24 protein-coding genes and 1 tRNA gene are annotated in these 26,696 nt (G+C 67.5%); 14 read left to right on the top strand and 11 right to left on the bottom strand.

The genetic code is table 11. From position 1 onward, the window contains the following. Positions 1-225: 225 nt before the first annotated feature. The 3 genes from AB0I15_RS53145 to AB0I15_RS53135 all read left to right on the top strand — a co-directional run bounded on the left by AB0I15_RS53145 (position 226) and on the right by AB0I15_RS53135 (position 3,256). Complete coding sequence (locus tag AB0I15_RS53145; RefSeq protein WP_358114822.1) at positions 226-1,185, top strand: D-alanine--D-alanine ligase; 960 nt, start codon at positions 226-228, stop codon at positions 1,183-1,185. A 340-nt stretch (positions 1,186-1,525) separates the two neighbouring features. Further along, positions 1,526-1,756, top strand: coding sequence for a hypothetical protein (locus AB0I15_RS53140; protein ID WP_358114820.1), 231 nt, complete (start codon positions 1,526-1,528; stop codon positions 1,754-1,756). A 453-nt stretch (positions 1,757-2,209) separates the two neighbouring features. Further along, entirely contained in the window at positions 2,210-3,256 is a 1,047-nt protein-coding gene (locus tag AB0I15_RS53135) for a beta-eliminating lyase-related protein (protein ID WP_358114818.1), read from the top strand. A gap of 174 nt (positions 3,257-3,430) precedes the next feature. Here AB0I15_RS53135 and AB0I15_RS53130 read toward each other — a convergent pair whose 3' ends face one another. The 8 genes from AB0I15_RS53130 to rpmH all read right to left on the bottom strand — a co-directional run bounded on the left by AB0I15_RS53130 (position 3,431) and on the right by rpmH (position 10,132). Next, entirely contained in the window at positions 3,431-4,393 is a 963-nt protein-coding gene (locus tag AB0I15_RS53130) for a ParB/RepB/Spo0J family partition protein (RefSeq protein WP_358114816.1), read from the bottom strand. A 1,296-nt stretch (positions 4,394-5,689) separates the two neighbouring features. Further along, entirely contained in the window at positions 5,690-6,625 is a 936-nt protein-coding gene (locus AB0I15_RS53125) for a ParA family protein (protein ID WP_358114828.1), read from the bottom strand. A gap of 137 nt (positions 6,626-6,762) precedes the next feature. Further along, positions 6,763-7,434 carry a 16S rRNA (guanine(527)-N(7))-methyltransferase RsmG gene (rsmG, locus tag AB0I15_RS53120; protein WP_358114814.1) on the bottom strand — a complete coding sequence of 224 codons (672 nt, stop codon included), beginning with the start codon at positions 7,432-7,434 and terminating at the stop codon, positions 6,763-6,765. Positions 7,435-7,733: 299 nt separating this feature from the next. Then, on the bottom strand, positions 7,734-8,222 hold the full coding sequence (locus AB0I15_RS53115) for a R3H domain-containing nucleic acid-binding protein (protein ID WP_358114811.1): 489 nt from the start codon (positions 8,220-8,222) through the stop codon (positions 7,734-7,736). A gap of 20 nt (positions 8,223-8,242) precedes the next feature. Then, a complete protein-coding gene (gene yidC, locus AB0I15_RS53110) occupies positions 8,243-9,196 on the bottom strand; it encodes a membrane protein insertase YidC (RefSeq protein WP_358114809.1) in 954 nt (317 codons plus the stop codon). A gap of 4 nt (positions 9,197-9,200) precedes the next feature. Next, positions 9,201-9,482, bottom strand: a complete 282-nt coding sequence (yidD, locus tag AB0I15_RS53105) for a membrane protein insertion efficiency factor YidD (protein WP_358114806.1) — start codon at positions 9,480-9,482, stop codon at positions 9,201-9,203. Further along, the gene (rnpA, locus tag AB0I15_RS53100; protein ID WP_358114804.1) at positions 9,479-9,841 is read right to left on the bottom strand and encodes a ribonuclease P protein component; all 363 of its coding nucleotides are present in this window, start codon (positions 9,839-9,841) and stop codon (positions 9,479-9,481) included. The genes yidD and rnpA overlap by 4 nt, the downstream gene beginning before the upstream one ends. Before the next feature lie 153 nt (positions 9,842-9,994). Next, positions 9,995-10,132 carry a 50S ribosomal protein L34 gene (gene rpmH, locus AB0I15_RS53095; protein ID WP_043614899.1) on the bottom strand — a complete coding sequence of 46 codons (138 nt, stop codon included), beginning with the start codon at positions 10,130-10,132 and terminating at the stop codon, positions 9,995-9,997. Positions 10,133-10,580: 448 nt separating this feature from the next. Here rpmH and dnaA point away from each other — a divergent pair, with 448 nt between their 5' ends. From dnaA to AB0I15_RS53050, 9 genes are all read left to right on the top strand, one after another. Then, a complete protein-coding gene (gene dnaA, locus AB0I15_RS53090) occupies positions 10,581-12,161 on the top strand; it encodes a chromosomal replication initiator protein DnaA (RefSeq protein WP_358114801.1) in 1,581 nt (526 codons plus the stop codon). Between the two features lie 535 nt (positions 12,162-12,696). After that, on the top strand, positions 12,697-13,836 hold the full coding sequence (gene dnaN / locus AB0I15_RS53085; protein ID WP_358114798.1) for a DNA polymerase III subunit beta: 1,140 nt from the start codon (positions 12,697-12,699) through the stop codon (positions 13,834-13,836). A 49-nt stretch (positions 13,837-13,885) separates the two neighbouring features. After that, on the top strand, positions 13,886-14,830 hold the full coding sequence (gene gnd / locus AB0I15_RS53080; RefSeq protein WP_358114796.1) for a phosphogluconate dehydrogenase (NAD(+)-dependent, decarboxylating): 945 nt from the start codon (positions 13,886-13,888) through the stop codon (positions 14,828-14,830). Positions 14,831-14,924: 94 nt separating this feature from the next. Beyond that, positions 14,925-16,169 (top strand): DNA replication/repair protein RecF, encoded by a 1,245-nt coding sequence (gene recF, locus AB0I15_RS53075; protein ID WP_358114793.1) that lies wholly within the window; start codon positions 14,925-14,927, stop codon positions 16,167-16,169. Continuing rightward, positions 16,159-16,731 (top strand): DciA family protein, encoded by a 573-nt coding sequence (locus tag AB0I15_RS53070; protein ID WP_358114791.1) that lies wholly within the window; start codon positions 16,159-16,161, stop codon positions 16,729-16,731. Before recF ends, AB0I15_RS53070 begins: the two co-directional genes overlap by 11 nt. A 303-nt stretch (positions 16,732-17,034) precedes the next feature. Then, positions 17,035-18,978, top strand: a complete 1,944-nt coding sequence (gene gyrB / locus AB0I15_RS53065) for a DNA topoisomerase (ATP-hydrolyzing) subunit B (RefSeq protein ID WP_358114789.1) — start codon at positions 17,035-17,037, stop codon at positions 18,976-18,978. A gap of 15 nt (positions 18,979-18,993) precedes the next feature. After that, positions 18,994-21,492: a DNA gyrase subunit A gene (gene gyrA / locus AB0I15_RS53060; RefSeq protein ID WP_358114786.1), complete on the top strand. Its 2,499-nt coding sequence runs from the start codon at positions 18,994-18,996 to the stop codon at positions 21,490-21,492. Between the two features lie 3 nt (positions 21,493-21,495). Further along, positions 21,496-22,233: a DUF3566 domain-containing protein gene (locus tag AB0I15_RS53055; protein ID WP_358114783.1), complete on the top strand. Its 738-nt coding sequence runs from the start codon at positions 21,496-21,498 to the stop codon at positions 22,231-22,233. Between the two features lie 137 nt (positions 22,234-22,370). Then, a tRNA-Ile gene (locus AB0I15_RS53050) sits at positions 22,371-22,444 on the top strand. A gap of 368 nt (positions 22,445-22,812) precedes the next feature. Here AB0I15_RS53050 and AB0I15_RS53045 read toward each other — a convergent pair. Further along, the gene (locus AB0I15_RS53045; RefSeq protein ID WP_358114781.1) at positions 22,813-23,067 is read right to left on the bottom strand and encodes a hypothetical protein; all 255 of its coding nucleotides are present in this window, start codon (positions 23,065-23,067) and stop codon (positions 22,813-22,815) included. Between the two features lie 717 nt (positions 23,068-23,784). On the opposite strand from AB0I15_RS53045, the gene AB0I15_RS53040 reads away from it, so the two are divergent. Then, positions 23,785-24,120, top strand: a complete 336-nt coding sequence (locus AB0I15_RS53040; RefSeq protein ID WP_358114778.1) for a hypothetical protein — start codon at positions 23,785-23,787, stop codon at positions 24,118-24,120. Positions 24,121-24,514: 394 nt separating this feature from the next. Here the strand turns inward: AB0I15_RS53040 and AB0I15_RS53035 are convergent, their stop codons facing one another. Next, positions 24,515-24,943 (bottom strand): DUF5980 family protein, encoded by a 429-nt coding sequence (locus AB0I15_RS53035; RefSeq protein ID WP_358114825.1) that lies wholly within the window; start codon positions 24,941-24,943, stop codon positions 24,515-24,517. 93 nt (positions 24,944-25,036) lie between these two features. After that, positions 25,037-25,948: an RNA polymerase sigma-70 factor gene (locus tag AB0I15_RS53030; RefSeq protein ID WP_358114775.1), complete on the bottom strand. Its 912-nt coding sequence runs from the start codon at positions 25,946-25,948 to the stop codon at positions 25,037-25,039. Positions 25,949-26,137: 189 nt separating this feature from the next. On the opposite strand from AB0I15_RS53030, the gene AB0I15_RS53025 reads away from it, so the two are divergent. Beyond that, on the top strand, positions 26,138-26,611 hold the full coding sequence (locus AB0I15_RS53025; RefSeq protein WP_358114772.1) for a carboxymuconolactone decarboxylase family protein: 474 nt from the start codon (positions 26,138-26,140) through the stop codon (positions 26,609-26,611). The last annotated feature ends 85 nt before the right edge of the window (positions 26,612-26,696 follow it).

Here is a 26,696-nt window from a genome sequence, read left to right as displayed (position 1 = left end):
AGTGGCTGGCCTCGGACAACCGGGAATATCTGACGGCGTACGCGGCGGGCGGCGGGCGGCGGGCGGCGGGCGGCGGGCGGCGGGCGGCGGGCGGCGGGAGTAGCAAGGCATCAAGCTGGCAGGTTGTCGAGATGGCATGGGATCGCCGGAGAAACCACCTCCCGTACACCCTTGACCCCAGGCGCCGGTACGGTTGGACAGCGTGCGATCTGCGGAGGAGTTGTGATGAGCGATCTGGGCCACGTGCTCGTGCTGGCCGGGGGCCTCTCCTATGAGCGAGAGGTGTCTTTGCGCTCGGGTCGCAGGGTCAGCGAGGTGCTGCGCGCGGCCGGCATCGACGTCGAGGCTCGCGACACCGACGCCTCCCTCGTTCCGTCGATCCTCGCCGATCCGCCGGACGCCGTGTTCGTGACCCTCCATGGCGGCGCGGGTGAGGACGGCGCGATCCGTTCCGTCCTCGAGCTCCTCAACGTCCCCTACGTCGGCGCCGACCCTGACGCCTGCCGGGTCGCGTTCGACAAGCCCACCGCCAAGGCGGTCGTCCGTTCGGTCGGCCTGCGCACGCCGCAATCGGTCACGCTTCCCAAGGAGACGTTCCACGACCTCGGCGCGACGGTCGTCCTCGGACGCATCGTCGAACGTCTCGGCCTCCCCCTGTTCGTCAAGCCCGCACGAGGCGGCTCGGCGCTGGGCGCCTCTTTCGTCCGCACGGCCGAGGAACTGCCGGCTGCGATGGTCGGCTGCTTCGCGTACGGCGACACGGCACTCATCGAGCGGTACGTGGAGGGAGTGGAGGTGGCGGTTTCGGTCGTGGACCTCGGCAACGGCCCGGAGGCGCTGCCGGCCGTGGAGATCGTCCCTGACGAGGGTGTCTACGACTACGCGGCCCGCTACACCGCCGGACACACGGAGTTCTTCGCCCCCGCCCGCCTCTCCGCCCAGGCGGCTGCGGCATGCGCGGAGACCGCGGTGACGGCCCACACGGCTCTTGGGTTGCGGGACATCTCGCGTACCGACCTGATCGTGGACGCGGACGGCGTCCCGCACTTCCTGGAGGTCAACGTGGCCCCCGGGATGACGGAGACATCCCTCCTGCCGATGGCCGCCGAGGCCGCCGGCCAAGACCTGGGCAACCTCTGCAGCACCCTCCTCCAGAACGCCGCCGCCCGCTCCCACCCCTCCTAACCCAACCCAACCGCACGGCCGTGCGGGAACGCGCGCCGTGCGGGAACGCGCGCCGTGCGGGAACGCGCGCCGTGAGCCCTCCGGTCTGTTCGTGAGGGAGCGGGGACCTTATGGGTGTCCGCGCCGTGATGCCTCCGATTCGTGAGAGAGCCGGAAGCATAAGGAAGTCCACGCCGTGAGGAACCCGCGTCGGAAGAAAGCCCGCCTCGTGAGAGGGCTGCGGCGCGGCTACGAGAGCCCGGCCGTAACGAATCCCCACAGTCCTTCCCTGTGCGCACTCCCTCGACCCTCACCCGCTGGGCCGTGTCCCCGCCTGGGGCGTGCCCGGGCTCTGTCGGTCGTGCCGCACACCTCGCCCGCCCACTGCTCCGGCGCGCAGCACGACCTCAATCGTGTGGCGAGACCGAGCCTCGCGGTGCGCCGCGCGGCACGAAACGCGGGGATGCTGGGCGTCACCGATGCGCGCGAACCGCAGCACGACCCCGACGCAAGGCATGACCCCGACGGGCAGCACGAGCCCGACGCGCAGCAACCGATGCGCGGCACGACCTCGACACGCGACACGACCTGACGCAGGGCAGAGCACCGAACGCACAGCACGACCTCAACGCGTAGGGCGAGGCTCGGTCGCTCGCCCGATACCTCAGCTCAGGCGCCCGCACGCGAGTCGACGCGCAGCACGACCCCGACGCACGGCGCGAGGCTCAACCGGCCCACCCCGGCTAGACGCGCGGCGCGACCCTTGACGCACGGCATAGCACCCGACACACGGCACGACCTCGACGCGCAGCACGCCCTGACGCACGGCATGGCACTCGACGTAAGGTGCGAGGTTCGGGCGGGTCGCCCGTGAACGTCAGCTCGGGCGGCCCGCCAGATACGTCACCCACATGCGACGCGCGACCAAAAGACTGTTCGTTGCTGCGGCGGCTTGGCGCGAGGCGGCAGGTGTTCAGCGCGCAAGCGCTCTCCCTCGCCCCGACCGGCTCCGGTGATCCCAACCCGGTGTAAGTAGCCTTACGGTGTGCTGATCGAATCGATGTACCCCAAGAGCTTCGCCAGTGACAATCACGCAGGCGTGCACCCGGCCGTCCTTGATGCCATCGTCGCGGCGAACCACGGTGACGCGCCCGCCTATGGCGACGACAAGTGGACGTCGGCGTTCGAGGAGAAGGCCACGGAGGTGTTCGGTCCGGGCGCGCAGGGCTTCGCGGTGCTCAACGGGGCGGGTGCCAACATGGTCGGCCTGGCGCTCATGCTCGGCCGTTACGACGCCATCATCTGTGCCGACAGCGCCCACATCGCCACTCACGAAGCGGGCGCTTCGGAGCGTCTGCTCGGCGTGAAGCTGATGACCGTCCCGACCGAGGACGGCAAGCTGCGTCCGAACGACATCACCTCGCGCCTGGGCGGGATCGGCAATCCCCACGAACCGCAGCCGACGGTCGTCTCCATCTCCCAGGCCACGGAGTTCGGCACCTGCTACTCCCCCACCGAGATCGCCGCCCTCGCCGAAACGGCGCACGCGTCAGGATTGCGCCTTCATGTGGACGGTGCCAGGCTCGCCAACGCAGCCGCCTATCTGGGCTGCGATCTGAAGGCGATCACGACGGACGCCGGCGTCGACGTGTTCAGCTTCGGCGGCACCAAGAACGGCGCCTTGGCCGCCGAGGCCGTCGTGGTGCTCGATCCGTCGCTGGCGGACGCGGTGCCCTTCCTGCGTCGCCAGTCCCTTCAGCTCGCCTCGAAGATGCGCTTCATCTCGGCGCAACTCTCCGCCCTGCTGACGGACGACCTCTGGAGGCGGAACGCGGCGCACGCCAACCAGTTGGCCACGCGCCTCGCCGACGGACTCGCGGAGATCCCCGGGGCGTCGCTGGCTTACCCGGTCCAATCCAACGCGGTCTTCGCCACTCTCCCGCTCACCGTCGTGGAGGCGCTCCACCGCCGCTACCTCTTCCACGACTGGGACGCGACCACCGGCACCGTCCGCTGGATGACCGCCTTCGACACCACGCCTGAACACGTGGACGACTTCCTCGACGACATCCGCAAGGCCGCCGCCGGCTAGTCGCTTCGGTCGCGTGCCGCCGCCTGTTTCACGTGAAACAAGCCGCACTCACGGGCGGCGGCGAGATCGGCTCATGGGGCTCTCGCCCCGACGTGTTTCACGTGAAACAAGCCCTTCCCGGCAACGTCGGCCGCTCCGGCGCCCGTGTTTCACGTGAAACAAGGAAGAGTCGGGTCAGTCTTCGGATTCCCGCATCGCGCGAACAGCCTCGGGCGCCATGGTGCCGATGATGCGCTCGAGGTCGTCGATCGTGGCGAACTCCACCACGATGCGCCCCTTCCGCCGCCCCAGATCGACCTTGACCTTCGTCTCGAAGTGATCCGAAAGCCGGTCCGCGAGATGCGTCAGACCGGGAGCGGTCGGCTTGGGAACCTGGCGCTCACGGGGTGGCTTCTGGGCGGCCTTGGCGCTGCCCATCGCGACGATCTCCTCCACCGCGCGCACCGAGAGGAGCTCCGCCACGATTCGCTTGGCGAGTTGCATCTGCTCCTCGGCGCTGTTGAGGCCGAGGAGCGCTCGGGCGTGCCCGGCGCTGATGACTCCGGCCGCCACCGTGCGCTGGACTTCCGGCGGGAGGTTCAGCAGGCGCAGCGTGTTGGTGATGTGGGAGCGGGAGCGGCCGACCTTCGCGGCCAGTTGCTCATGGGTGGCTTGGAAGTCGTCAAGGAGTTGCTGGTATGCCGCCGCCTCTTCGAGCGCGTTCAGTTGCTCACGCTGAAGGTTCTCGATGAGCGCGTCCCGGAGCAGATCGTCGTCCTGGGTGTTGCGCACGATCGCGGGAACCGGATCCAAGCCGACCCGCTGGCACGCCCGCCAGCGCCGCTCCCCCATGATCAACTCATACTGACCGCCACCTACCGACCGGACCACGATCGGCTGCAGAAGGCCGACCTCACGGATGGAGGCGGCCAGTTCCTCAAGGCGCTCCTCGTCGAAGATCTCACGTGGCTGGCGTGGGTTGGGGACGATCGCCTTGAGGGCGACCTCCTTGAAGTACGCTCCGGCAATCGGCCTTGGACCCGTCTCCCCCGTTGAACCGTTCACCGGGGCGGGCGCCGCCCCCGTGCCGTCAACGATGGGACCGGTCGGGATGAGCGCCCCGAGCCCCTTGCCCAATCCCCGCCGCTGCTGACTCACTGCGTCTCCTCATCCAGCCGGTCGATTCCGGTCACTCCAGGAGAGGTTACCGTCGTGCGCCCGGCGGGGTGCCGCCTCGCCACACACCGCCCATGGGATTTACGCCGACACGGTCACAAATCTGCCCAACTCGTGACTGCGTACGAAGAGTGGGACGGCTTGTCGTCCAACCGCTGCGCTCGCAGCCACCAAACCCGGCTTGATCCAATGGATGCTTGGGCGAGCGCGGCACCCAACGCCATCCGTCACGACGACAGGCAACCTCCTCATAAACGAAAGCGCCTGCTGTGGATGACAAGCGAGCGCCCGGGACAACACCATCTGTAGAGGCATCGGGGAAGCACCACGACCACGCCATCCCATCTCGGCGCCACGCGAAGGCAGCCCGACATGACGCTCATCCGCCGGGGCACGGGAGGCACGCGCGATGACGCCGCCTCATCTCGGTGATAGGCGGTGCCCAGGACACACCGCCCACAGAGGCAACAGGAACGCAGGCGATGACGCCACCCTGAGGCGATAGGCAAGCGCACGCGACGGGGTCGCCATCGTGACCACAGGCGACCGTGGCCACACATGAGCATGACGACGACAGGCGGGCTTGACGACGGGCGAGCCATGGCGCTGCCAGCGGGCGCGGAGGGCCAGGTGGCCACGCGTGATTGGGGACGGGCGTCGTAACGCCGGTCCCCAATCACGACGGGACGGGCGAGCATCACGACAGACCGGCGTTACGACGAGCGAGCGTCATGGATGGCCTCGTCGGGCAACGGGCAACGGGCAACGGGCAACGGGCAACGGGCAACGGGCAACGGGCAACGGGCAACGGGCAACGGGGCACACTACTCGGCCGATCGGGTCGACGGGCAACCGCAGCCGACACCGAAGTCCGGCCAGCGGGCAAGCGAGCGCGGGAAGCTGGATCAGCTCTGCCATCGCAACAGGCCGGCGCGCGAGAAGCCACTCGTTCTCGGCTGTCGCGACCGGCGAGCATCAAAGAAGCCGCTGCCCCGCCGCCGAGACAACCAGCGAGCGGGAGAAGGCAACTCGCCCTTTGCCACGGCAACCAACGAGCACGGCAACCGATGAGCACGGCAGCCGGCGAGCACGAGAGAAGCAACTCACCCGCTCCTGCTCAGCAAGCGTGAAAGAAGCAAACTCCCCCACAACCGGCGAGCGTGAGGGAAGTCCGCTCGTCCCTGCCGCCACGACCAAGGAGCGCGGCCGGCAGCCGCTCACCTCATCGACCGGGGGCAAACGACGAACGGACCGCTCCCCCAGCAACCAATTGGCGGGTCAGGCGACGACGGCGCGGTGGGCGATCTCGCGGGCGGCGTCCATGTACGCCATAGCCCCGCTCGACCCCGGGTCGTACGTCATGACCGACTGCCCATAGCTCGGCGCCTCCGACAGCCGGACGCTGCGCGGGATGACCGTGTTGAGCACCGTGTCCCCGAAGTGGGCCCGCACCTCGTCCGCCACCTGCGACGCCAGCCGCGTACGCCCGTCGTACATCGTCAGCACGATCGTCGACAGGTTCAGTGTCGGGTTCAGGTGGGCGCGGATCAGGTCCACGTTCCGCAGGAGCTGACCGAGTCCCTCCAGCGCGTAGTACTCACACTGGATCGGGATCATGACCTCGTCCGCGGCCACCAAGGCGTTGACCGTCAGCAGGCCGAGCGACGGCGGGCAGTCGATCACGATGTAGTCGAACTCGATCCCCTCGTACGCCGCCAGCGCCCGCCGCAGCCGAGCCTCACGGGCCACCAGGGAGACCAGCTCGATCTCCGCGCCCGCCAAGTCGATGGTCGCCGGAGCGCAGTAGAGATTCGGCATCTCGGGCACCTGCTTGATGATGTCCGCCATGGGAAGATCGTCGACAAGAACCTGATAAACGTCCGGCACATCACCACGGTGCTCGGTCGCCAAAGCCGTCGAGGCGTTGCCCTGCGGGTCGAGGTCGACCACGAGGACACGCTGGCCGTGCATCGACAAGGCGGCAGCGATGTTCACCGAAGTGGTCGTCTTACCCACGCCACCCTTCTGGTTGGCCACCGCGATCACCCTGCACTTGGACGGGCGCGGCCAGCCGCCGTCGCCATCACCTAGGGTCTCGTCGACCTGGGTGGCGGTCGGGGTTGCGGATGTTTCACGTGAAACCACTGAGCTGAGCGCCTCTCGTACCAACGGCGAATCACCGGGGTTCAGGGGGGTCTGGGTCACGTTGGCCATCCTTTCAACCAGTGGTGTGCCGGTGCCGGGAATTCGCTGTCGCGACACGCCCTTTTCGGGCCAGCCAACCCCGGTTGGACTCTCGGACCGACGGCTGTCCGGCCAGCCAAGACCGCTTGACGCGACTGGCACAACCGTCACCTCCTTCGTCGCCGCCTAGCTCGCTCCGGCGCGCGACCCGCTACCACCCGAACCAATGTTGCAGGCGGCTCGACCTTACCGCGCCCGACGGTCACAAGCTCGGCCGTTCGGGCTCCGCTCGCCCGCAATTGGGCCTCCGCCTCGGCGAGTTCGCCGGCGGCGCGCTCCCCCTTCATCGCGATGAGCTCGCCGCCCTCGCGAAGCAGCGGCATGGCCCACGTGAGAAGCCGGTCGAGCGGCGCCACCGCGCGGGCGCTGGCGACGTCGAACTCGCGCTGACCCGCCAGCTCCTCCGCCCGGCCGCGCAACACCTCGACGTTGTCCAGCTTGAGCGCCTCGACGCACTCCTCCAGGAACACGGTACGGCGCAGCAGCGGCTCCAGCAGCGTGACCGTGATGTCCGGCCGGACGATCGCCAGGACGAGCCCCGGCAGACCGGCGCCGGAGCCGATGTCCACCAGGCGTACGTCCGGCGGCACCGCCTCGGCCACCACCGCGCAGTTGAGCAGGTGACGATCCCAGATCCGCGGCACCTCCCGCGGACCCAGCAGCCCACGGACGACACCGGGACCCGCCAGCAGGCCGGCGAACGCGTTCGCGCGATCCCAGGCCTCCCCGGCGAAGACGTCCCGCGCTATGTCCGGGGGCTCCGGAAGCTCATCGCTCACTGGTTGGTGGCCCTTTCTGGGGCTGATGGCCCTTGATCGGTGGGTGCGGGATAACCGGCACGGAATCCGGGTGTGTGTCTCTCCCAAGGCTACGGGTGAGATCACAAGGGAAGACTAGCGGGCCGGGGTGAACGCGGCCTCCGAGCGCGCCGTCCACAACCGCCACGCCGACGGGGGCCACACCTAGTACGACAAACCCGCCGCAGCGGGCGTACCAGAACATAAGGGCCTAAATGCGAAACGGCCGTCTACCGCGCGCTACGGCGGGCAGACGGCCGGATCGAACGGCGTGGAGCGGCTCAGGCGGGCATGACCACCACGTACCGCAGCGGCTCCTCGCCCTCGGACTCGCTACGGAGCCCGGCGGCGGCCACGGCGTCGTGGACGATCTTGCGCTCGAACGGCGTCATCGGCTGCAGCGACTTCGGCTCGCCCCGCTCCTTGACCTGATTGGCGATCTCGGTGCCGAGCTTGGTCAGCTCGGCCCGGCGCCGCTCCCGGTAGCCGGCCACGTCGAGCATCAGCCGCGAGCGCTCGCCCGTCTGCCGGTGCACGGCCAGACGCGTCAGCTCCTGCAGTGCCTCCAGGACCTCTCCTGCGGGCCCCACCAGCTCCGTGCCCTTGAGACCGACGACGGAGACCAGGGCACGGTCGCCCTCGACGTCCATGTCGATGTCGCCGTCGATGTCGGCGATGTCGAGAAGGCCCTCGACGTAGTCGGCAGCGATCTCGCCCTCCTGCTCGAGCGCGTTGAGATCAGGAGCCTTCTCCTGCTCGGCCTCGGTCATGGCCGGCCTCTCCTTCGTGTTCAAGACTTCTTGCTGCCGGTGCGCTTGCTGCGGGACTGCCTGGTCGGCTGCTGCCTAACGATCTTAGGCTCCGGCGGGGGCGGCGGGGCCTGCTCTTCCGGAGGAGGCGTCTTGCGAAGCTTGGCGACCAGGCTCTGCTTCGGCGGGACCGGAATGACGTTGCCCTTGGCGTCGTACTGGGGCATCGGGTACCGGCTGTAGAACCAGTGCTGCTGACCGAGCGTCCACACGTTGGTGGTGACCCAGTAGAGGATCAGACCCAGCGGGAAGTTCAGGCTGAAGAAGGCGAACAGCGGCGAGATGTACATCAGGATCTTCTGCTGCTGCGCCATGGGGTTGTCCGGCATCTGCGCCATGGAGCGAGTGACGCTCTGCCGAACGGTGAGGAACGTGGTCAGCGAACTGATCGCCACGAAGATGGCGAGAACCACCTTGGTCTGTACGACACCCGCGTTGAAGCTGGCGATGTCCTCGGAGGACATGAAGAAGTTCGCGGGCAGCGGCGCGCCGAAGATGTGCGCCCGCCGGGCGCTCTCGACCAGCTCCTGGGTCATGCCGTATTTCGCGTGACCGTTGGCCATGTTCTGCAGCACGGTGAACATGGAGATGAAGATGGGGAACTGCGCGACGACGGGCAGGCAGCCGCCGAGCGGGTTGGCGCCCGCGCCCTGGTAGAGCGCCATGACCTCCTGGTTCATGCGCTGCTTGTCGTTCTTGTAACGCTTGCGCAGGTCTTGAACCTTGGGGGCGAGTTCCTGCATCTTCCGCGACGAGCGCATCTGCTTCAGGAAGAGCGGGAAGATCAGGATCCGCATGAACACGGTAAGCGTGATGATCGTCAACGCCCAGGTCAGCCCGCTGTCCGGGTTGAGGACCGTGCTGTATGCAGTATGGATCCAAATAATGACTTGGGCTACGGCTTGGTACAGCCAGCTCAGCCAGGACAGCTCCACCGAGCTATCTCCCTTGCGTTTCGTGGGACCGGACCGGGCGTGGGGGCACCGGGTCTATACCTCCGGGATGGAATGGGTGGCACCGCCCGATGCGCCGGACAGTCAGCCAGGTGCCGCGCAATGCTCCATGTACGGCGATCGCTTCGAGTCCGTAGGCACTGCACGACGGATAGAACCGGCAGCGCGGACCGAGCATCGGGCCGATGAACGCCCGGTAGAACCGAATGGGGATGATCAGCGCACGAGCGGCGAGGCTCGGCACCACCCCTTGCGGCTGCTCCGTCATCTTTGTCCACCCGTCGAGGACTCGCGCCGCCCGAGCAAACGATCCAATGCGGAATCGAGCTCGGCGGCCAGGTGCTCGAATCGCGCGGACGCGGCCGGTGGGTTGGCGCGTACCACAAGCAGGCTACCTCGCGGCAGCCGGTCAAGACGGTCTCGCATCAGGTGTCGGAGCCGTCGTTTGACCTTGTTCCGGGTCACGGCGCCACCCACGGCCTTGCTCACCACGAAACCCACCAGAGGTGGCTCTTCCCCGGAAATGGTGAAATGCACCACCAGGGTTGGGCGGCCGGCGCGCTTTCCACGCCTGACCGCCGCCTCGAATTCGTCCCCGCGTCGCATGCGGGATTGACGGGACAGCACCGTATACGCCTAACGCCCGCCGGCGTGATCCACCGGCGGGCCGACTAGCCTGACAAGAAATCTGCTCGTTGGACTGCCTCCCTGCTGTCGTGCCGGGTCAAGGCCGAAGCGGCCGTCCACTTGGCAGTCTTCTCATTGGTTGGGCGAGGGCGGTCAGGCCGACAGCTTCTCGCGGCCCTTACGGCGGCGAGCGGCGAGGATGGCGCGACCGGCCCGGGTGCGCATACGCAGCCGGAAGCCGTGGGTCTTCGCGCGGCGACGGTTGTTCGGCTGGAAAGTACGCTTGCTCACGGGTGGGCTCCAGGCTTGATGGTGCGCCACGAAGGCGCCTAACACACATGGGTGGCCTGCCAGGAAAGCGAGGGCACGCGAAATAGCCGTCGCGTGACAAGCCGACCGTCGTACGTTACGGGCCAAGGACCGCCCAGGTCAAACCGGACCGGTTATCCACTATTCCACAGGCCACTTTTCCACCGGTGGCCCCACGTCCACAGTATGTGCACTCTGGTGCCACTAGGCTGTGGACAACGTCTTGAACACAGCTGTGCACATAGATACTGTCGGCCCTTCCGGACCCGCCCAAACGCTGTGCACAGCTTGTGGAGATCCTGTGGAGGCCCTGGGTACGAAGCCCGGCCGACACTCTGTGGACAAAGGGGTCGCCGACCAACGCGGGCGGCCACGCCATGTGGATAAACGATCGCGGGGGGCCGCGAGAGGAAGGAGGGGGAGCCGCACCATGAACGGTGTCGACCTCGGCGTGGTATGGGAGAGGGCCCTGGGCAACTTCCTCAACGAAAACGTGCCGATCCAGCAGCGAACGTGGCTGTCGATGGTGCGTCCGATCGCCTTGGCCAACGACACGATCGTGCTCGGCGTCCCCAACGACTTCCTCAAGGACCTCATCGAGGGCAAACTGCGCCCGCTGGTGGCGCACGCGCTGTCCCAGGAGCTCGGCCGGACCATGCGGCTGGCCGTGATGATCGACACGACGGCTCCGGAGCAGCCGCAGGTGGACCTTCATCAACAGCCTGTGACTCAGAGTTATCCCCAGGGTGTGGAGAGTCAGCTCCGTTACGCACAGCCCACGCAGCCGCAGCACAACCCCGCTTCTGAGCCGCCTCAGTTCTATTCTCCACAGCCCGAGCCGCCGCAGGTATCCACCGAATATCCACAGTCGGGCTTCTCTTTTGAACAGGCGCAGCCGTACACACCGCCTGTGGAAAAGGCGCCGGAGCCGGCTCCGAATCGCTGGGAAGCGAAGAGCAACAAGCCCAGCGAACCGGCACGACTCAACCAAAAGTACACATTTGAGACATTCGTCATCGGTGCCAGCAACCGGTTCGCCCACGCGGCGGCCGTGGCGGTGGCCGAATCCCCCGCGAAGGCGTACAACCCGCTCTTCATTTATGGGGACTCGGGGCTGGGGAAGACGCACCTGCTGCACGCGATCGGGCATTACGCCCAGAGCCTGTACGACGGCGCGCGGGTCAGATACGTGAGCTCGGAGGAGTTCACCAACGACTTCATCAACAGCATCCGCGACCACAAGGCCGACGGGTTCCGTGGCCGCTACCGGGCGATCGACATCCTGCTGGTGGACGACATCCAGTTCTTGGAGGGCAAGGAGCAGACGCAGGAGGAGTTCTTCCACACCTTCAATACGCTGCACAACGCCAACAAGCAGATCGTCATCTCCAGCGACCGGGCCCCCAAGCAGCTCATCACGCTGGAGGACCGGCTGCGCAACCGGTTCGAGTGGGGCCTGATCACCGACGTCCAGCCGCCCGAGCTCGAGACCCGGATCGCCATCCTCAGGAAGAAGGCCATCCAGGAGGGCCTGGCCGCGCCGCCCGAGGTGCTCGAATACATCGCCAGCCGCATCTCCACCAACATCCGCGAGCTCGAGGGCGCGCTGATCAGGGTCACCGCGTTCGCCAGCCTCAACAGGCAGGGCGTCGACCTGCAGCTCGCCGAGGTGGTGCTGAAGGACCTGATCACCTCGGAGTCCGACACCGAGATCACCATCGCGGCCATCATGAGCGAGACCGCCCAATACTTCGGCATCAGCATCGACGACCTGTGCGGAACCTCCCGCAGCCGGGCCCTCGTCAACGCCCGGCAGATCGCCATGTACCTCGCCCGCGAGCTGACCGAGCTGTCGCTGCCCAAGATCGGCCAGCAGTTCGGCGGACGCGACCACACGACCGTGATGCACGCCGAGCGCAAGATCCGGTCGCTCATCGCCGAGCGCAGGTCGATGTACAACCAGGTCAACGAGCTAACAATGCGGATCAAGCAGACACAGCGCGGGTCCTGAAGTCATGCACAGCCTGTGGAAAACACTGTGGACCAGCGAAAACGCAAAAAGGCGCCTGCCGTTCGCCCCACAATGCCGGGAAAAATCCATCCACATGGGTTGGGGACAGGGATGGGGACATCCTGGGGAGAACCTGGGGACTACACGTGGATAACGTGTGGACAGACTGTGAACAGTCGATCTGGGGCTCCAGAAGGGTGCCTTTTACCCCGTGGACAACCTGTGGAAACCTCGTGGATAACCCCCGGTTGGCCGTGGATGAAGGCACCAAGATCTGGGGACGGCCTGTGGGCGAAGAATCGTCATCCCCAGGCGCGAGAGTTCTCCCCAGGCGTCACCCACACCCGCAGTGGATGAAAACAGGGCCGCTGACCAGGCAGGACGCCAGTTGTCCACAGTTCCCACAGCCCCTAGTGTGATGACCTCTTATCTCTCTTACTAAGAAACTCAAAGACCCATAGTTGGGGTTCTCCCGGATCGCGAGTGCGGGAGAGTGGATCCTTGAATCAACGACGAACCCAGGAGGCTGATCACCGTGATGTTCCGAATCGAGCGAGACGTCCTCGCTGAGGCGGTGGCATGGACGGCACGCAGCCTCCCTGCGCGTCCGTCGGTGCCCGTGCTCGCCGGCATGCGCCTGGAGGTCACGCAGGAGCAGCGGCTCAAGCTCTCCGGTTTCGACTACGAGGTCTCCGCCGAGGTGACGCTCGAACTCCACACCGGTGAGCCGGGCGTCGTCCTGGTCTCGGGCAAGCTGCTCGCCGAGATCACCCGCGCGCTTCCCGCACAGCCTGTGGATCTCGTGGTGGAGGGCGCGAAGGCGGTCGTCACGTGCGGCAGCGCGCGATTCACCCTTCTCACCATGCCTGTGGAGGACTACCCCTCGCTGCCGGCCATGCCGCCGGCCGCGGGCCGGGTGGGCAGCGACGTGTTCGCCTCAGCGGTCGGCCAGGTCGCCGTCGCCGCGGGCCGGGACGACACGCTGCCGATGCTGACCGGCGTGCGCATGGAGATCGAGGGCGACACGGTGACCCTCGCCGCGACCGACCGCTACCGGCTGGCCGTACGCGAGCTGAAGTGGCAGCCGGGCCAGCCCGACTTCTCGGCCATCGCGATGATCCCGGGCAAGACGCTCGCCGACACGGCCAAGGCCCTCGGCACGACCGGCGCCGAGGTGGAGATCGCGCTCAGCTCCGCCGGCGGCACCGGTGAGGGCATGATCGGCTTCTCCAGCGCCGGGCGGCGTACGACGACGCGGCTGCTCGACCCCGAGTTCCCGAAATACCGCTCGCTGCTGCCCACCGAGTTCTCCGCCCGCGCCGACTTGTCCACAGGCCCGTTCGTCGAGGCGGTCAAGCGCGTGGCCCTGGTCGCCGAGCGCAACACGCCCGTACGGCTCGCGTTCAAGAGCGGCGAGGTCGTGCTGGAGGCCGGCAGCGGCGACGAGGCGCAGGCCGTCGAGGCGATCCCGGTCGACTACGAGGGCGAGGAGATGAACATCGCCTTCAACCACCAGTTCCTCTTGGAGGGTCTGGGAGCCATCGACTCGGACATTGCGCGACTTCAGATGACCACGTCGACGAAGCCCGCTATTCTCACCGGGGGCAAGCCCGTGGAGGACGGCGCCGCCACGGACTACCGTTATCTGATCATGCCCATCCGCCTGTCAGGCTGAACCTGTCATCGGGGATGATGGAAGCCTGACAAGGGGGTAGGGGACAGTCATGCAGATCGGCATGGTGGGACTGGGCAAGATGGGCGGCAACATGGCCGAAAGGCTGCGCCGCGGCGGTCACGAGGTCGTCGGTTACGACCGCGATCCGGAGATCAGCGATGTGACCAGCCTGAAAGAGCTGGTCGAACGCCTGGAGAAACCACGTGCGATCTGGGTCATGGTCCCGGCGGGCAAGGCCACCCAGACCACGGTCGACGCCCTCGGCGAGCTGCTCGACGAGGGTGACACCGTCGTCGACGGCGGCAATTCACACTATGTGGACGACCAGAAGCACGCCGCCGAGCTCAGCCAGAAGGGCGTCGGTTTCGTCGACTGCGGCGTGAGCGGCGGCGTCTGGGGCCTGGAGAACGGCTACGCGCTCATGTGCGGCGGCGACGACGCCAACGTCCAGCGGCTGATGCCGATCTTCGAGACGCTCAAGCCCGAGGGCGAGGACGGCTTCGTGCACGCGGGCGAGGTGGGCGCCGGGCACTTCGCGAAGATGGTCCACAACGGCATCGAATACGGCATGATGCAGGCCTTCGCCGAAGGCTGGGAGCTGCTCGAGGCCTCCGACATCGTCAAGGACGTCAAGGGCTCCTTCCAGAGCTGGCGCACCGGCACCGTGATCCGCTCCTGGCTGCTCGACCTGATGGTGCGCGCCCTCGATGACGACGAGCACCTCGACCAGCTCCGCGGTTACGCACAGGACTCCGGCGAGGGCCGGTGGACGGTCCAGGCGGCCGTCGACCACGCGGTCCCGCTGCCGGTCATCACCGCGGCCCTCTACGCCAGGTTCGCCTCGCGGCAGGACGACTCCCCCGCGATGAAGGTCGTGGCCGCGCTGCGCAACCAGTTCGGCGGCCACGCGACCACCGCGCCGGAGGGCAGCACCGAGAAGGGCGCCGACTCGCCCGGCGCGGACGTCACGCCGCCGCGCGAGTTCGACCGCTGAGGCTCTGCCCCGCGAAGGTGCCCCGCGAAGGGTTTTCCACAGGAACGCATGCCGGTGACCCCAGCGGCGCGCGGGGCCCACTAACCTTCGTGGGGTGCATGTCGCCCACCTCTCGCTGACCGACTTCCGGTCCTACGCGTCCGTGGAGCTCGGCCTGGAGCCGGGTGTCACGGCGTTCGTGGGGCCCAACGGCCAGGGCAAGACCAACCTGGTCGAGGCCCTCGGCTACGTCGCGACGCACGCCAGCCACCGGGTGGCGAGCGACGCGCCGCTCGTGCGGCAGGGCGCCAGCCGGGCGATCGTGCGGTGCGTCGTCCACAGGGACGACCGGCGGGCGCTGGTGGAGCTGGAGATCAATCCGGGGCGGGCCAACCGCGCCCGGCTCAACCGCTCCCCCGTGTCCCGGGCCCGCGACGTCGTGGGCCTGCTGCGCACGGTGCTGTTCGCCCCCGAGGACCTGGCGCTGTCCAAGGGCGACCCGTCCGAGCGCCGCCGCTTCCTCGACGACCTGCTGGTGGCCAGGGCGCCCCGGTTCGCCGGGGTCCGCGCCGACTACGACCGGGTGCTCAAGCAGCGCAGCGCCCTGCTGCGCACGGCCGCGCAGGCCCGCAGGGGCGGCAGGAGCGCCCGGCGGCAGGAGAAGGACAGCGGGTTCGCCGCGGCGGGCGCGGGCGACGTGCTGGGCACCCTGGAGGTCTGGGACGCCCACCTCGCCAGGCACGGGGCGGAGCTGCTGCGGGCCCGGATCGAGCTCATCGAGGCGCTGCGGCCACTGGTCGCCGGCTCCTATGCCGCGCTGGCGCCGTCGAGCGCTCCCGCGACGCTGTCCTACCGCAGCACGTTGTCCACAGGTGGGGACCCAGGTGAGGGTGGCCCGGAGGGTGAAGTCCCCGGTGAGCGGGGATCTTTCGATACACAGACGTTATCCACAGACTTGGGGAAAACCCTTGAAGAACGTCTGCGCGAGCGGCTATTGGAGGTCCGCACGGCGGAGCTCGAACGTGGCGTCACGCTCGTCGGCCCGCACCGCGACGACCTGATCCTGGGTCTCGGAGACCTGCCCGCCCGGGGTTACGCCAGCCATGGCGAGTCGTGGTCGTTCGCGCTGGCGCTGCGGCTGGCGGCCTACGACCTGCTGCGGGCCGACGGCGGGGATCCCGTGCTGATCCTCGACGACGTGTTCGCCGAGCTCGACAGCCAGCGCAGGCGGCGGCTCGCCGGGATCGTGGCCCCGGCCGAGCAGGTGCTGATCACCGCGGCCGTGCCGGACGACGTGCCGCAGGAGCTGGCCGGAGGCAGATACGACGTCGCGGAAGGGGGCGTGACCCGTGTCCGGTGAGGAGAAGGACGGCGCGAAAGGGGCGCGCCCCGCCGACGGGGGCTCCGCCGGGAAGCAGGCGCGTCCCGGCGGTGAGAACGCGACCGCCAAGGGCGTGGCCATGGCCAGGGAGAAGCTCGCCCAGGCCAAGGCCGACGCGGCCAAGCGCGGGCAGTTGCCGCGGCGCGAGCCGAGGCGCAAGGCCGGAGGCGCGCGCAGGGACAACAGCGATCCACAGCTTTTCGGACGCGCGATCGCCGACCTCCTGGCCGACCGCGGCTGGGAGCGGCCGGCGGCCGTCGGCGCGGTGTTCGGGCGCTGGATCGACATCGTGGGCCCTGACCTGGCCGCACACACCAAGCCCGAGTCGTTCGACGATGGCGAGGTGCTGGTGGTGGCCGATTCGACGGCGTGGGCGACGCAGGTGCGGCTGCTCGCGCGCAGCCTCGTACGCAGGCTCAACGAGGAGCTCGGCGACGGAACCGTCACGAAGGTCAAGGTCAGGGGCCCGCAGAACGCCCCGCGCCCGTCAGGGGGTTTGCGGGTGACCGGAAGCCGGGGTCCCGGCGACACCTACGGTTAGGCGTTCGGGGCGATCAGACAGCCGCAGACGCGATAAGCCCCCTTTCCGGAGGGGGGATGCTTGACAGGGGGCAAAACGAGCTAGAGGGCATCACAGGCGCGTTCATTGCCACCTACGGCCTCCGGAGGCGGTAGAATGAAAAAGGATTCCGGACACGTCCGCTTGCGTGTCACCCCGGCAGCAAGCCGACTCCCCCGGGTGACCGCGCATCGGGGCACTCACGACGGTGACGGGCACGGCAGGGGCAGCTTTCGCGATTGATCGCCTCCCCCGCCGCGTGTCCGCGGCAGGAGGATTTCGCAGTTGTCCTACGACGCTAGCTCAATCACCGTACTCGAAGGGCTTGAGGCGGTTCGCAAGCGCCCGGGTATGTATATCGGCTCCACCGGGGAGCGCGGCCTGCACCACCTCGTCTACGAGATCGTGGACAACGCGGTGGACGAGGCCCTGGCAGGTCACGCGACCAGGATCGACATCACGCTGCTCGCCGACAACGGCGTGCGCGTGATCGACGACGGCCGTGGCATCCCCACGGGCATCCACCCTGTGGAAAAGCGCTCCGCTGTCGAGGTCGTGCTGACCACGCTCCACGCGGGCGGCAAGTTCGACAGCCAGTCCTACGCGGTCTCCGGCGGTCTGCACGGCGTCGGCTCGGCCGTCGTCAACGCGCTGTCCACCGTCCTGGACGTCGAGGTCAAGCAGAACGGCCACTACTGGCGCCAGCGTTACGAGATGTCCAAGCCCACGGCTCCCTTGGAGAAGGGCGAGGAGACAGACGAGACCGGCACCACGGTCACGTTCTGGCCCGACCCTGACGTCTTCGAGACCACCACATGGAACTACGAGACGCTGTCGCGGCGCTTCCAGGAGATGGCCTTCCTCAACAAGGGCCTGACCATCACACTGACCGACGAGCGCCCCGACCACATCAACGGTGAGGTCCACACCGTCGTCTACTGCTACCAGGGCGGCCTGGCGGACTTCGTCCACCACCTCAACGCCAAGAAGGACCCGGCGCACGCGTCGATCATCGCCTTCGAGGAAGAGGGCGACGGCATCGCGGTCGAGATCGCCATGCAGTGGAACAACTCCTACTCGGAGTCGGTCTACACCTTCGCCAACACGATCAACACCGCTGAGGGCGGCACCCACGAGGAGGGCTTCCGCGCGGCGCTGACCACGATCGTCAACCGCTACGCGCGTGAGCAGAAGTTCCTCAAGGAGGGCAAGGACGACAACCTCTCCGGCGAGGACGTCCGCGAAGGGCTCACCGCGATCATCTCGGTCAAGCTCTCCGACCCGCAGTTCGAGGGCCAGACCAAGACCAAGCTCGGCAACACCGAGGCGAAGTCGTTCGTGCAGAAGGCCTGCAACGACCACCTGCGCGACTGGTTCGAGCGCAACCCCGGTGAGGCCAAGGACATCATCAACAAGTCCCTGCAGGCCTCCCGCGCGCGCCTCGCCGCCCGCCAGGCCCGCGACCTCACGCGGCGCAAGTCGCTGCTGGAGTCGGGCAGCGGACTGCCGGGCAAGCTGGCCGACTGCCAGTGGAACGACCCGGAGAAGTGCGAGCTGTTCATCGTCGAGGGCGACTCGGCCGGCGGCTCGGCCAAGGGCGGCCGCGACTCGCGTTTCCAGGCGATCCTGCCCATCCGCGGCAAGATCCTCAACGTGGAGAAGGCGCGGATCGACAAGGTCCTCAAGAACAACGAGGTCCAGGCGCTCATCACCGCGCTGGGCACCGGTGTGCACGACGAGTTCGACATCACCAGGCTGCGCTACCACAAGGTCATCCTCATGGCCGACGCCGACGTCGACGGCCAGCACATCAACACGCTGCTGCTGACGCTGCTGTTCCGGTTCATGCGGCCGCTGATCGAGGCCGGCCACGTCTACCTGTCGTGCCCGCCGCTCTACAAGATCAAGTGGGACCGTAAGGGTGAGGACGCCTCCTACGCCTACTCCGACCCCGAGCGCGACGCGGTCATCGCCGAGGGCATCGCCAACGGCAAGCCGGACCCCCGGCCGCGTGACAACGTACAGCGCTTCAAGGGCCTGGGCGAGATGAACGCGGGCCAGCTCTGGGAGACCACGATGAACCCGGAGACCCGGCTGCTGCGCCTCGTCACGCTCGACGACGCGGCCCAGGCCGACGACCTGTTCAGTGTGCTGATGGGCGAGGACGTGGAGGCGCGCCGCGACTTCATCATCCGCAACGCGCGCGACGTTCGCTTCCTCGACGTTTAAGAAGGACCTAAACCTGTGACGGACGTGAACACCACTCCCCCGGCTGACCGCATCGAGCCCGTGGACATCCAGTCCGAGATGCAGCGCAGTTACATGGACTACGCGATGTCCGTCATCGTGTCCAGAGCGCTGCCGGACGTGCGCGACGGTCTCAAGCCGGTGCACCGGCGAGTGCTCTACGCCATGTACGACGGTGGCTATCGTCCCGACCGCGGCTACTTCAAGTGCGCCCGCGTCGTCGGCGACGTGATGGGCAGCTATCACCCCCACGGTGACACCTCGATCTACGACGCGCTGGTCCGCCTGGCCCAGCCGTGGTCCCTGCGATACCCGCTGGTCGACGGGCAGGGCAACTTCGGCTCGCCCGGCAACGACCCGGCGGCGGCGATGCGCTACACCGAGTGCAAGCTCGCGCCCATCGCCATGGAGATGCTGCGGGACATCGACAAGGAGACCGTCGACTTCCGCCCCAACTACGACGGCAAGTCGCAGGAGCCCGACGTCCTGCCGGCGCGCTTCCCGCAACTGCTGGTCAACGGCTCGGGCGGCATCGCCGTCGGCATGGCCACCAACATCCCGCCGCACAACCTGCGCGAGGTCGCCTCCGCGGTCAAGTGGTACCTGGAAAACCCGGAGGCCGACGACGAGGAGCTGCTCGAGGCCTCGATCCGGCTGGTCAAGGGCCCCGACTTCCCCACCAAGGCGCTGATCGTCGGGCGGCGGGGCATCGAAGACGCCTACCGCACCGGGCGCGGCTCGATCACCATGCGCGCGGTGGTCGAGGTCGAGGAGGAGAAGGGGCGGCAGGCGCTGGTCGTCACCGAGCTGCCGTACCAGGTCAACCCCGACAACCTGGCCCTGAAGATCGCCGAGCTGGTGCGCGAGGGCAAGCTCACGGGCATCGCCGACGTCCGCGACGAGAGCTCGTCGCGGGTCGGGCAGCGCCTGGTGATCGTGCTCAAGCGTGACGCGGTCGCCAAGGTCGTGCTCAACAACCTGTACAAGCACACCCAGCTCCAGGACACCTTCGGCGCCAACATGCTGGCGCTGGTGGACGGCGTGCCGCGGACGCTGCGGCTCGACCAGTTCATCCGGCACTACGTGGCGCACCAGGTCGAGGTCATCGTCCGCAGGACCCGCTACCTGCTGCGCAAGGCCGAGGAGCGCGCTCACATCCTGAGCGGGCTGCTGAAGGCCCTTGAGCGGCTCGACGAGGTCATCGCGCTGATCCGGGCCTCCGAGTCGGCCGCACACGCCCAGCAGGGCCTCATGAGGCTGCTGGAGATCGACGAGGTCCAGGCCCAGGCCATCCTCGACATGCAGCTGCGCAAGCTGGCCGCCCTGGAGCGGCAGGCGATCCAGGACGAGCACGACTCCCTGATGACGCAGATCGCCGAGTACAACTCGATCCTGGCCAGCGAGAGCCGGCAGCGGGAGATCATCAACGACGAGCTGGCCGAGGTCGTGGGCCGCTACGGCGACGAGCGCAAGACCGAGATCATCGCCTACGACGGCGACATGTCGATCGAGGACCTCATCGCCGAGGAAGAGATCGTCGTCACGATCACCCGGGGTGGCTACGCCAAGCGCACCCGTACCGACCTCTACCGGGCGCAGAAGCGCGGTGGCAAGGGCGTACGCGGTGCTCAGCTCCGGCAGGACGACATCGTCGACCACTTCTTCGTCACCACGACCCATCACTGGCTGCTGTTCTTCACGAACAAGGGCCGGGTTTACCGGGTGAAGGCGTACGAACTGCCCGACGCGGGTCGTGACGCCCGGGGCATGCATTTGGCGAACCTTCTTGCCATGCAGCCCGACGAAACAGTCATGGAAGTTCTCGACCTACGCGACTACAACGTCGCTCCCTATCTCGTCCTCGCCACCCGCAGCGGGCTGGTCAAGAAGACGCGCCTGTCCGAATACGACTCCCCCAGGTCCGGCGGTCTGATCGCGATCAACCTGCGGGACGACGACGAGGTCATCGGAGCCCGCCTGGTCTCCGAGGAAGACGACCTGCTGCTCGTTTCCAAGAGCGCGCAGTCGATCCGGTTCACCGCCTCTGACGAGGCGCTGCGTCCCATGGGACGGGCGACCAGCGGTGTCATCGGCATGAGGTTCCTCGATGGTGACGAACTTCTCGCCATGAATCGGATCGCCGACGGTCAAGATGTGCTTATCGCCACGAAGGCTGGGTACGCAAAACGGACGCCAGTGGAGCAGTATCCAGTTCAAGGACGTGGCGGTAGGGGCGTGCTGACTGCGAAAATCGTATCTTCCCGTGGCAAGCTGGTCGGAGCCGTCATGGTCAACCCAGAGGACGAGGTCTTCGCGATCACGTCTGCCGGCGGGGTGATCCGGACGAGTGCCGGCGAAATCAAGCAGTCCGGCCGCCAGACCATGGGAGTGCGATTGATGAACCTCGCGGAAGGCGACAGCGTGGTGGCCCTCGCCCGGAACGCGGAGTCGATGGAGACTTCGGTGGAGAATGAGGAAGACGGGGGAGGAGAGTAATTCATGAGCGCCCAGGGTGGCACCGCCAGAACAAAGGCGGCTTCGGGTAACGGACAACAGCCGAAGAAGCCGACAGAACCCGACATCTTCCATCCGGTGGAGGAAGGCAAGGAGACCTCGCCCGCTCAGGGCAGGCCCCTTCCTCCGAAGGAGGACGCCAAGCCCAAGCCATCTCCGCCGCCTTCCGCACCGCCGCAGCAGCAACCGCAACAGCAGCAGGCGGGCCCGCCGCCGCAGCAGCCGCAGCAGCAACAGCAGGAGGGCAACGAGACGATCCGCCTCCGTCCGTCGCTGGCAACGGAGGCGCCACCGGCCATCGAACTGCCCGGCAAGAAGAAGTCGAACGCCTCGGGAGGCCGCCTCCCGCGCAAGGCCCACCTGGTCCTGCGCCGCGTCGAGCCGTGGTCGGCCATGAAGTTCAGCTTCGTGGTCTCCCTGGTCTGTTTCGTGGTGCTGTTCGTGGCGGTCGCCGTGCTGTACGGCGTGCTGTCGGCCTTGGGCGTGTTCGACTCGGTCGTTGACCTGGTCAACCAGCTTGGCCAGGGTGAGCAGGGGCAGAGCTCGATCCCGATCGACATCGCCTCCTGGTTCGAGCCGGTGCGCATTCTCGGCTACACCGCGTTGATCGGAGCCGTGAACGTGGTCCTGATCACGGCTCTGGCCACGTTGGGGGCGGTCATCTACAACATCGCCTCTGACCTGGTCGGGGGCGTGGAAGTGACGTTCAGCGAGGCTGAGTAGGTGCTTTCTGACCGGGTGCTCGCGCCGTACATTTGATGTGGGTACGGCGCGAGCAGCCTGTCGGAGGCGGTAAGCTTTTCCCTGTCGAACAACCGGTTCGCCTCCGATCTGCGGATGCGATACCGTTCGGTGTGCGCGGGGCTATAGCTCAGACGGTTAGAGCGCTTCCCTGATAAGGAAGAGGTCCCAGGTTCAAGTCCTGGTAGCCCCACTCCCCTGACCAGCAATAAGGCCGCTGTCCGATTCTCGGAGAGCGGCCGTTCTGCTGTCTGCGTGATCATCGTTCCGGGGTCGCGGGCCGGCGGCCCAACCTACCCCCCCCGTGATTGTTTGGCGCTGGTCTCCGGGAGGCGGGGATTCCGGTTCGTCTCCTCGTCCTGCACGCCGACCAGGGCACTCTTACCCGGCGAATCGAGGGGGACGCTGAGATGGGGGTCAGCGAGTGGCGTCTTGATCACCTGTCGGCGAACTGCGAGTTCTCCTGGCTCAGTCGTGCGGGTTGCCGCGCGTGGGGGCGCTCCGCGAGGAGTCTCCCTTGCGGAGCGCTGGATGCGCTGGTGCCAGATGTGTCACCAGCTGTTACTCGTCGTCCTCGTCCTCATCGGGGTCCGAGCAGAACATCGTCCTCCACTTTCCGTGCTTGTAGCACTGCTTGCACCAGTCGCCGTGGATGGTCTTCCAGCGGCACTTGGCCACGGCAGTCCCCGGTGCGACGCTCTGCTGGGCGGGCGTGCACTGCGCTTCGGTGGCGTTGGCGGCTTGTGAGGTGACCGGGCTACTGATCACCAGCGTGGACGCGGCCACGACGATGGCGACGAGAAGTCGTTTCACCATTGGTTCGCTCCTGATGGAGGGAGGGAGTTCCAGGCTCGGCCTGGAACTCGGCGAAGCGTCGTGCACGGTGGTCGGAATTTCGCCGCGACGGCGCTATGGGCAATTTCCACGCTAGCGACGGCTGCCCGAATCGTCCCCCTATCGGCGGCAAAGCCTAATTTCTCGAACAAATAGCCTTATGTCGTAATTGAGTGATAATTGCGGGAAATCGCCGTGGGGGCGGCGCTTCACTTGGAGCCGCTACATCGCGTGCATGCGGTGACACAGGCTCCCGTCCCGGGACGTCGATCTGAGGCGATCTTTCGTTCCCCGGCCGAGCCAAGGTGGCGCCGGGCTTTCTGCAGGGTTCGGGAAAGGCGCCGGGCGACTGACCAGGGGTGGAGGCGACCGCTGCAGGTGCTGCGGTTCCATACGGGCTGGTCAGCCAGGCCGCCATGGGCGAGTCGTGCTGGGGTGGGCGTCGCTGGTGTGAGCTCTGTGGCTGGGTGAGCCTGCGGCTTTTGACGGGGCGTTTGGGTTTAAGGAGGTAACTGAGAATATTTGCATGGGTACGTCTGCCACTACCTGGGTGCCCCGTCAGAAGAGTGGGTGCCGGATTCTGGCCGATATATCCATGAACGGAAACGAGAGCACGTGAATACTAAGATTCGGCAATCGCGGGCGCCACGCCATGGGCGGCTCGCGGCAGCAGCGCTGACCGGCGCGGTCGCCAGTGTCATGTTCCTTCCCCTGGGCATGGGGGTGGCCAGTGCGAGCACGGGCTTCTCCACCGTCCAGGCCGGGGGTCCGCCGTCCGCGCCGGCGCCGGTCCGGCACTACTCGAAGCCGAGGTACGTCCCGAGGGAGAAGCCGCTCCTGCGCAACCCGCGCTGGCGCCCGCCGCGGATCGACGTCTCCATCGAGAACGACAACGAGTCGCACAACGCCCACAAGCGTCGCGTCGAGCGGCGTCGCGAGGAGATCAAGCCGATCGTCAAGCCCGAGCCGGTGAAGGAGGAGAAGGAGCAGGAGCCGGAGCCCGAGAAGCACGACGACGGCAGATGGTGGTGGTAGGAAGAGCCGGGCTGGTCTTCGTGCGGAGCGCTTGGAGTCGGGTGTGATGAGCGGTGGGAGCCTCGGCGACACATCGTCGAAGGAAGCCGTGAATCCGCACCCGTGATGCCGTGGCGTTTCCGGCAGCACGACAGACCATCGTGGCCGGCGGCCGACCCGGGTGGGGTCGGCCGCTCTGAGGGGCCGTTTCCTGCGTGGGGCACGCAGGGAGCGGCCCTTTTCATGGGAACGGGTCACTGGTGTCCATGATCCGGGGACGGCACGGCCGTGCCGTCCCCGGCATGGCTGAAACACGGTTTACCAGGCGTTCCAGTACTCGTCGAACGAAGACCTTGCGCATCCGCCGCACGCCGCCAGGTCGGAGTGGCCCCGCCCGGCGCGCTTTGGGCGTCGGCTAGACGCAGCTCTGGGCCGCGTTGATCGTGACGGGGACGGATTGGGACTCCGTCCCGTCCGAGGCTGTCAGCAGCGGGGTGTACACCCCGGCGGGGAGTGGGGCGATCGATAGCTGGACGAAACCGTTTATCGTGGTCGCCCCGTTGCGGGGGTCGGGGTAGTTGGATCCGGGGGGTATCGATGTGCCGCCCGCGCTGGTCGAACCCGAGGGCAGGTGCCGCAGTCCGATCTGGATGGTCTTCGACCAGCGTCCGACGACTGCGGCGACGAAGTACGTGCTGGGGTGGCCGCTGTCCGGTCTGACGCAGATCCGCTGCTGGAGATCGCGCAGCTCCCATGTCGTCGCCGAGGCCGGGGTGGTGCCGGACATGACGAGGGCCAGTCCGGTCGTCGTGCCGAGTGCCAGCCTGGCGGCACGGTGGATCATTTTCACAGTTGCCTCCTTGGTGCGTGCGCTTCGGACGTTTCATCTTCAATTATTGACGGTTTAAGGATCTACGGGAAGATCTCCCGGCCGACTTCAGCGGTGCAGGGCGGTCTCCTGCTCCATGTACGCCAGCTTCTCGGGATTGCGTACGGCGTAGAGCCCCGTGATGAGGCCGGCCTCGATGCGTACCGCGATGACCGTGTCGATCCGGTCGTCGAGGCGGAGGACCAGCGCGGGGTGGCCATTGACCTGGGCCGGGTGCAGCGACGTCGCGGCGGCGATCCGGCTCAGGACGTGGGCCACCATGTCGGCCCCGAGGACGGGCGCCAGTGCGGCCTTCACGACCCCCCCACCGTCGGTCAGGAGGACGACCTCCGGCGCGAGGATGTCGAGCAGGCGCTGCAGATCGCCTGTCTTGACCGCCCGCTGGAACGCCTCGAGCGCGTCCCGGGTCTCGGCCGGGGAGACGACCTCGCGCGGCCGGCGCGCCGCCACGTGCGCCCGTGCCCGGTGCGCGATCTGGCGCACCGTGGCCGGGCTCTTGTCGACGGCTTCCGCGATCTCGTCGTAGGCCAGCGCGAACACCTCGCGCAGCACGAACACCGCCCGCTCGGTCGGCGTCAGCGTCTCCAGCACCAGGAGCATCGCCATCGAGACACTGTCGGCCAGCTCGACGTCCTCGGCCACGTCCGGCGTGGTCAGCAGCGGCTCGGGCAGCCAGGGGCCGACGTAGGACTCCTTGCGCCGGCCCAGCGTACGCAGCCGGCCCAGCGCCTGCCGGGTGGCGATCCGGACCAGGTACGCGCGCCGGTCCTGCACGATGTCGAGATCGACGCCCGCCCACCGCAGCCAGGTCTCCTGTAGGACGTCCTCGGCGTCGGCCGCCGAGCCGAGCAGTTCGTAGGCGACGGTGAACAGCAGGTTGCGATGGGCGACGAACGTCTCCGTGGCCGGGTCCATGTCCCCGTCGCGATCTTCGGGCGTGCTCTGCGACGTGCCGGCCATCCGTGGCTCCTCTTCACTCTCGGCTGTGCCACCCACCAGACGCTGGACCCCGCTGTTTTGTGACACCGAGACGGCGGGCGCCCGGGTGTGGCGTACGTCACCTGGCCGTGGTGTCACAGGGATCGGGGCGTCGGCATCTTCTGTTCGTTCAGTGCGGCAGCGCACACCCCCACCAGTGAGGACGATGTCATGGAACCCCGTATCGACCTGTACACCAACGAGTTCGGCGCCAAGTTCTCCAAGCGGTTCGCCAGCGCCAGCACGGTGATCGTCCAGTCGACGGTGCCGAGGGCCACCCAGGAACTGGTGCAGTTGCGCGTCAGTCAGATCAACGGCTGCGGCTTCTGCGTCGACTACCACACCAAGGACGCCACCGCCGCCGGTGAGAGCGCGGTCCGGCTCCACCTGGTCGCGGCCTGGCGCGAGTCCACCGTGTTCAGCGAGGCCGAGCGGGCCGCGCTGGCGCTCGCCGAGGAGGGCACCCGGCTCGCCGACGCCCACCAAGGCGTGTCGGACGAGACCTGGGCCCAGGTGTGCAAGCACTACGACGAGGAGCAGGTCGCCGCGCTGGTCTGCCTGGTCGCCCAGATCAACGCGGCCAACCGGCTCGGCGTGATCGCCCGCAAGCCGGGCGGTTCGTACGTGCCCGGCATGTTCAGCTGATCGGCACCTGAGTACCGGGGCCCGGCTCAGGATCGTTCGATCCGTGCCGGGTCCCGCAGGGCGGCCAGCGCGATCAGGATCAGGA

The organism is Nonomuraea sp. NPDC050643 (assembly GCF_040654715.1).
Classification (GTDB): Bacteria; Actinomycetota; Actinomycetes; order Streptosporangiales; family Streptosporangiaceae; genus Nonomuraea.
This window is presented reverse-complemented; position numbering and strand designations above follow the sequence as displayed.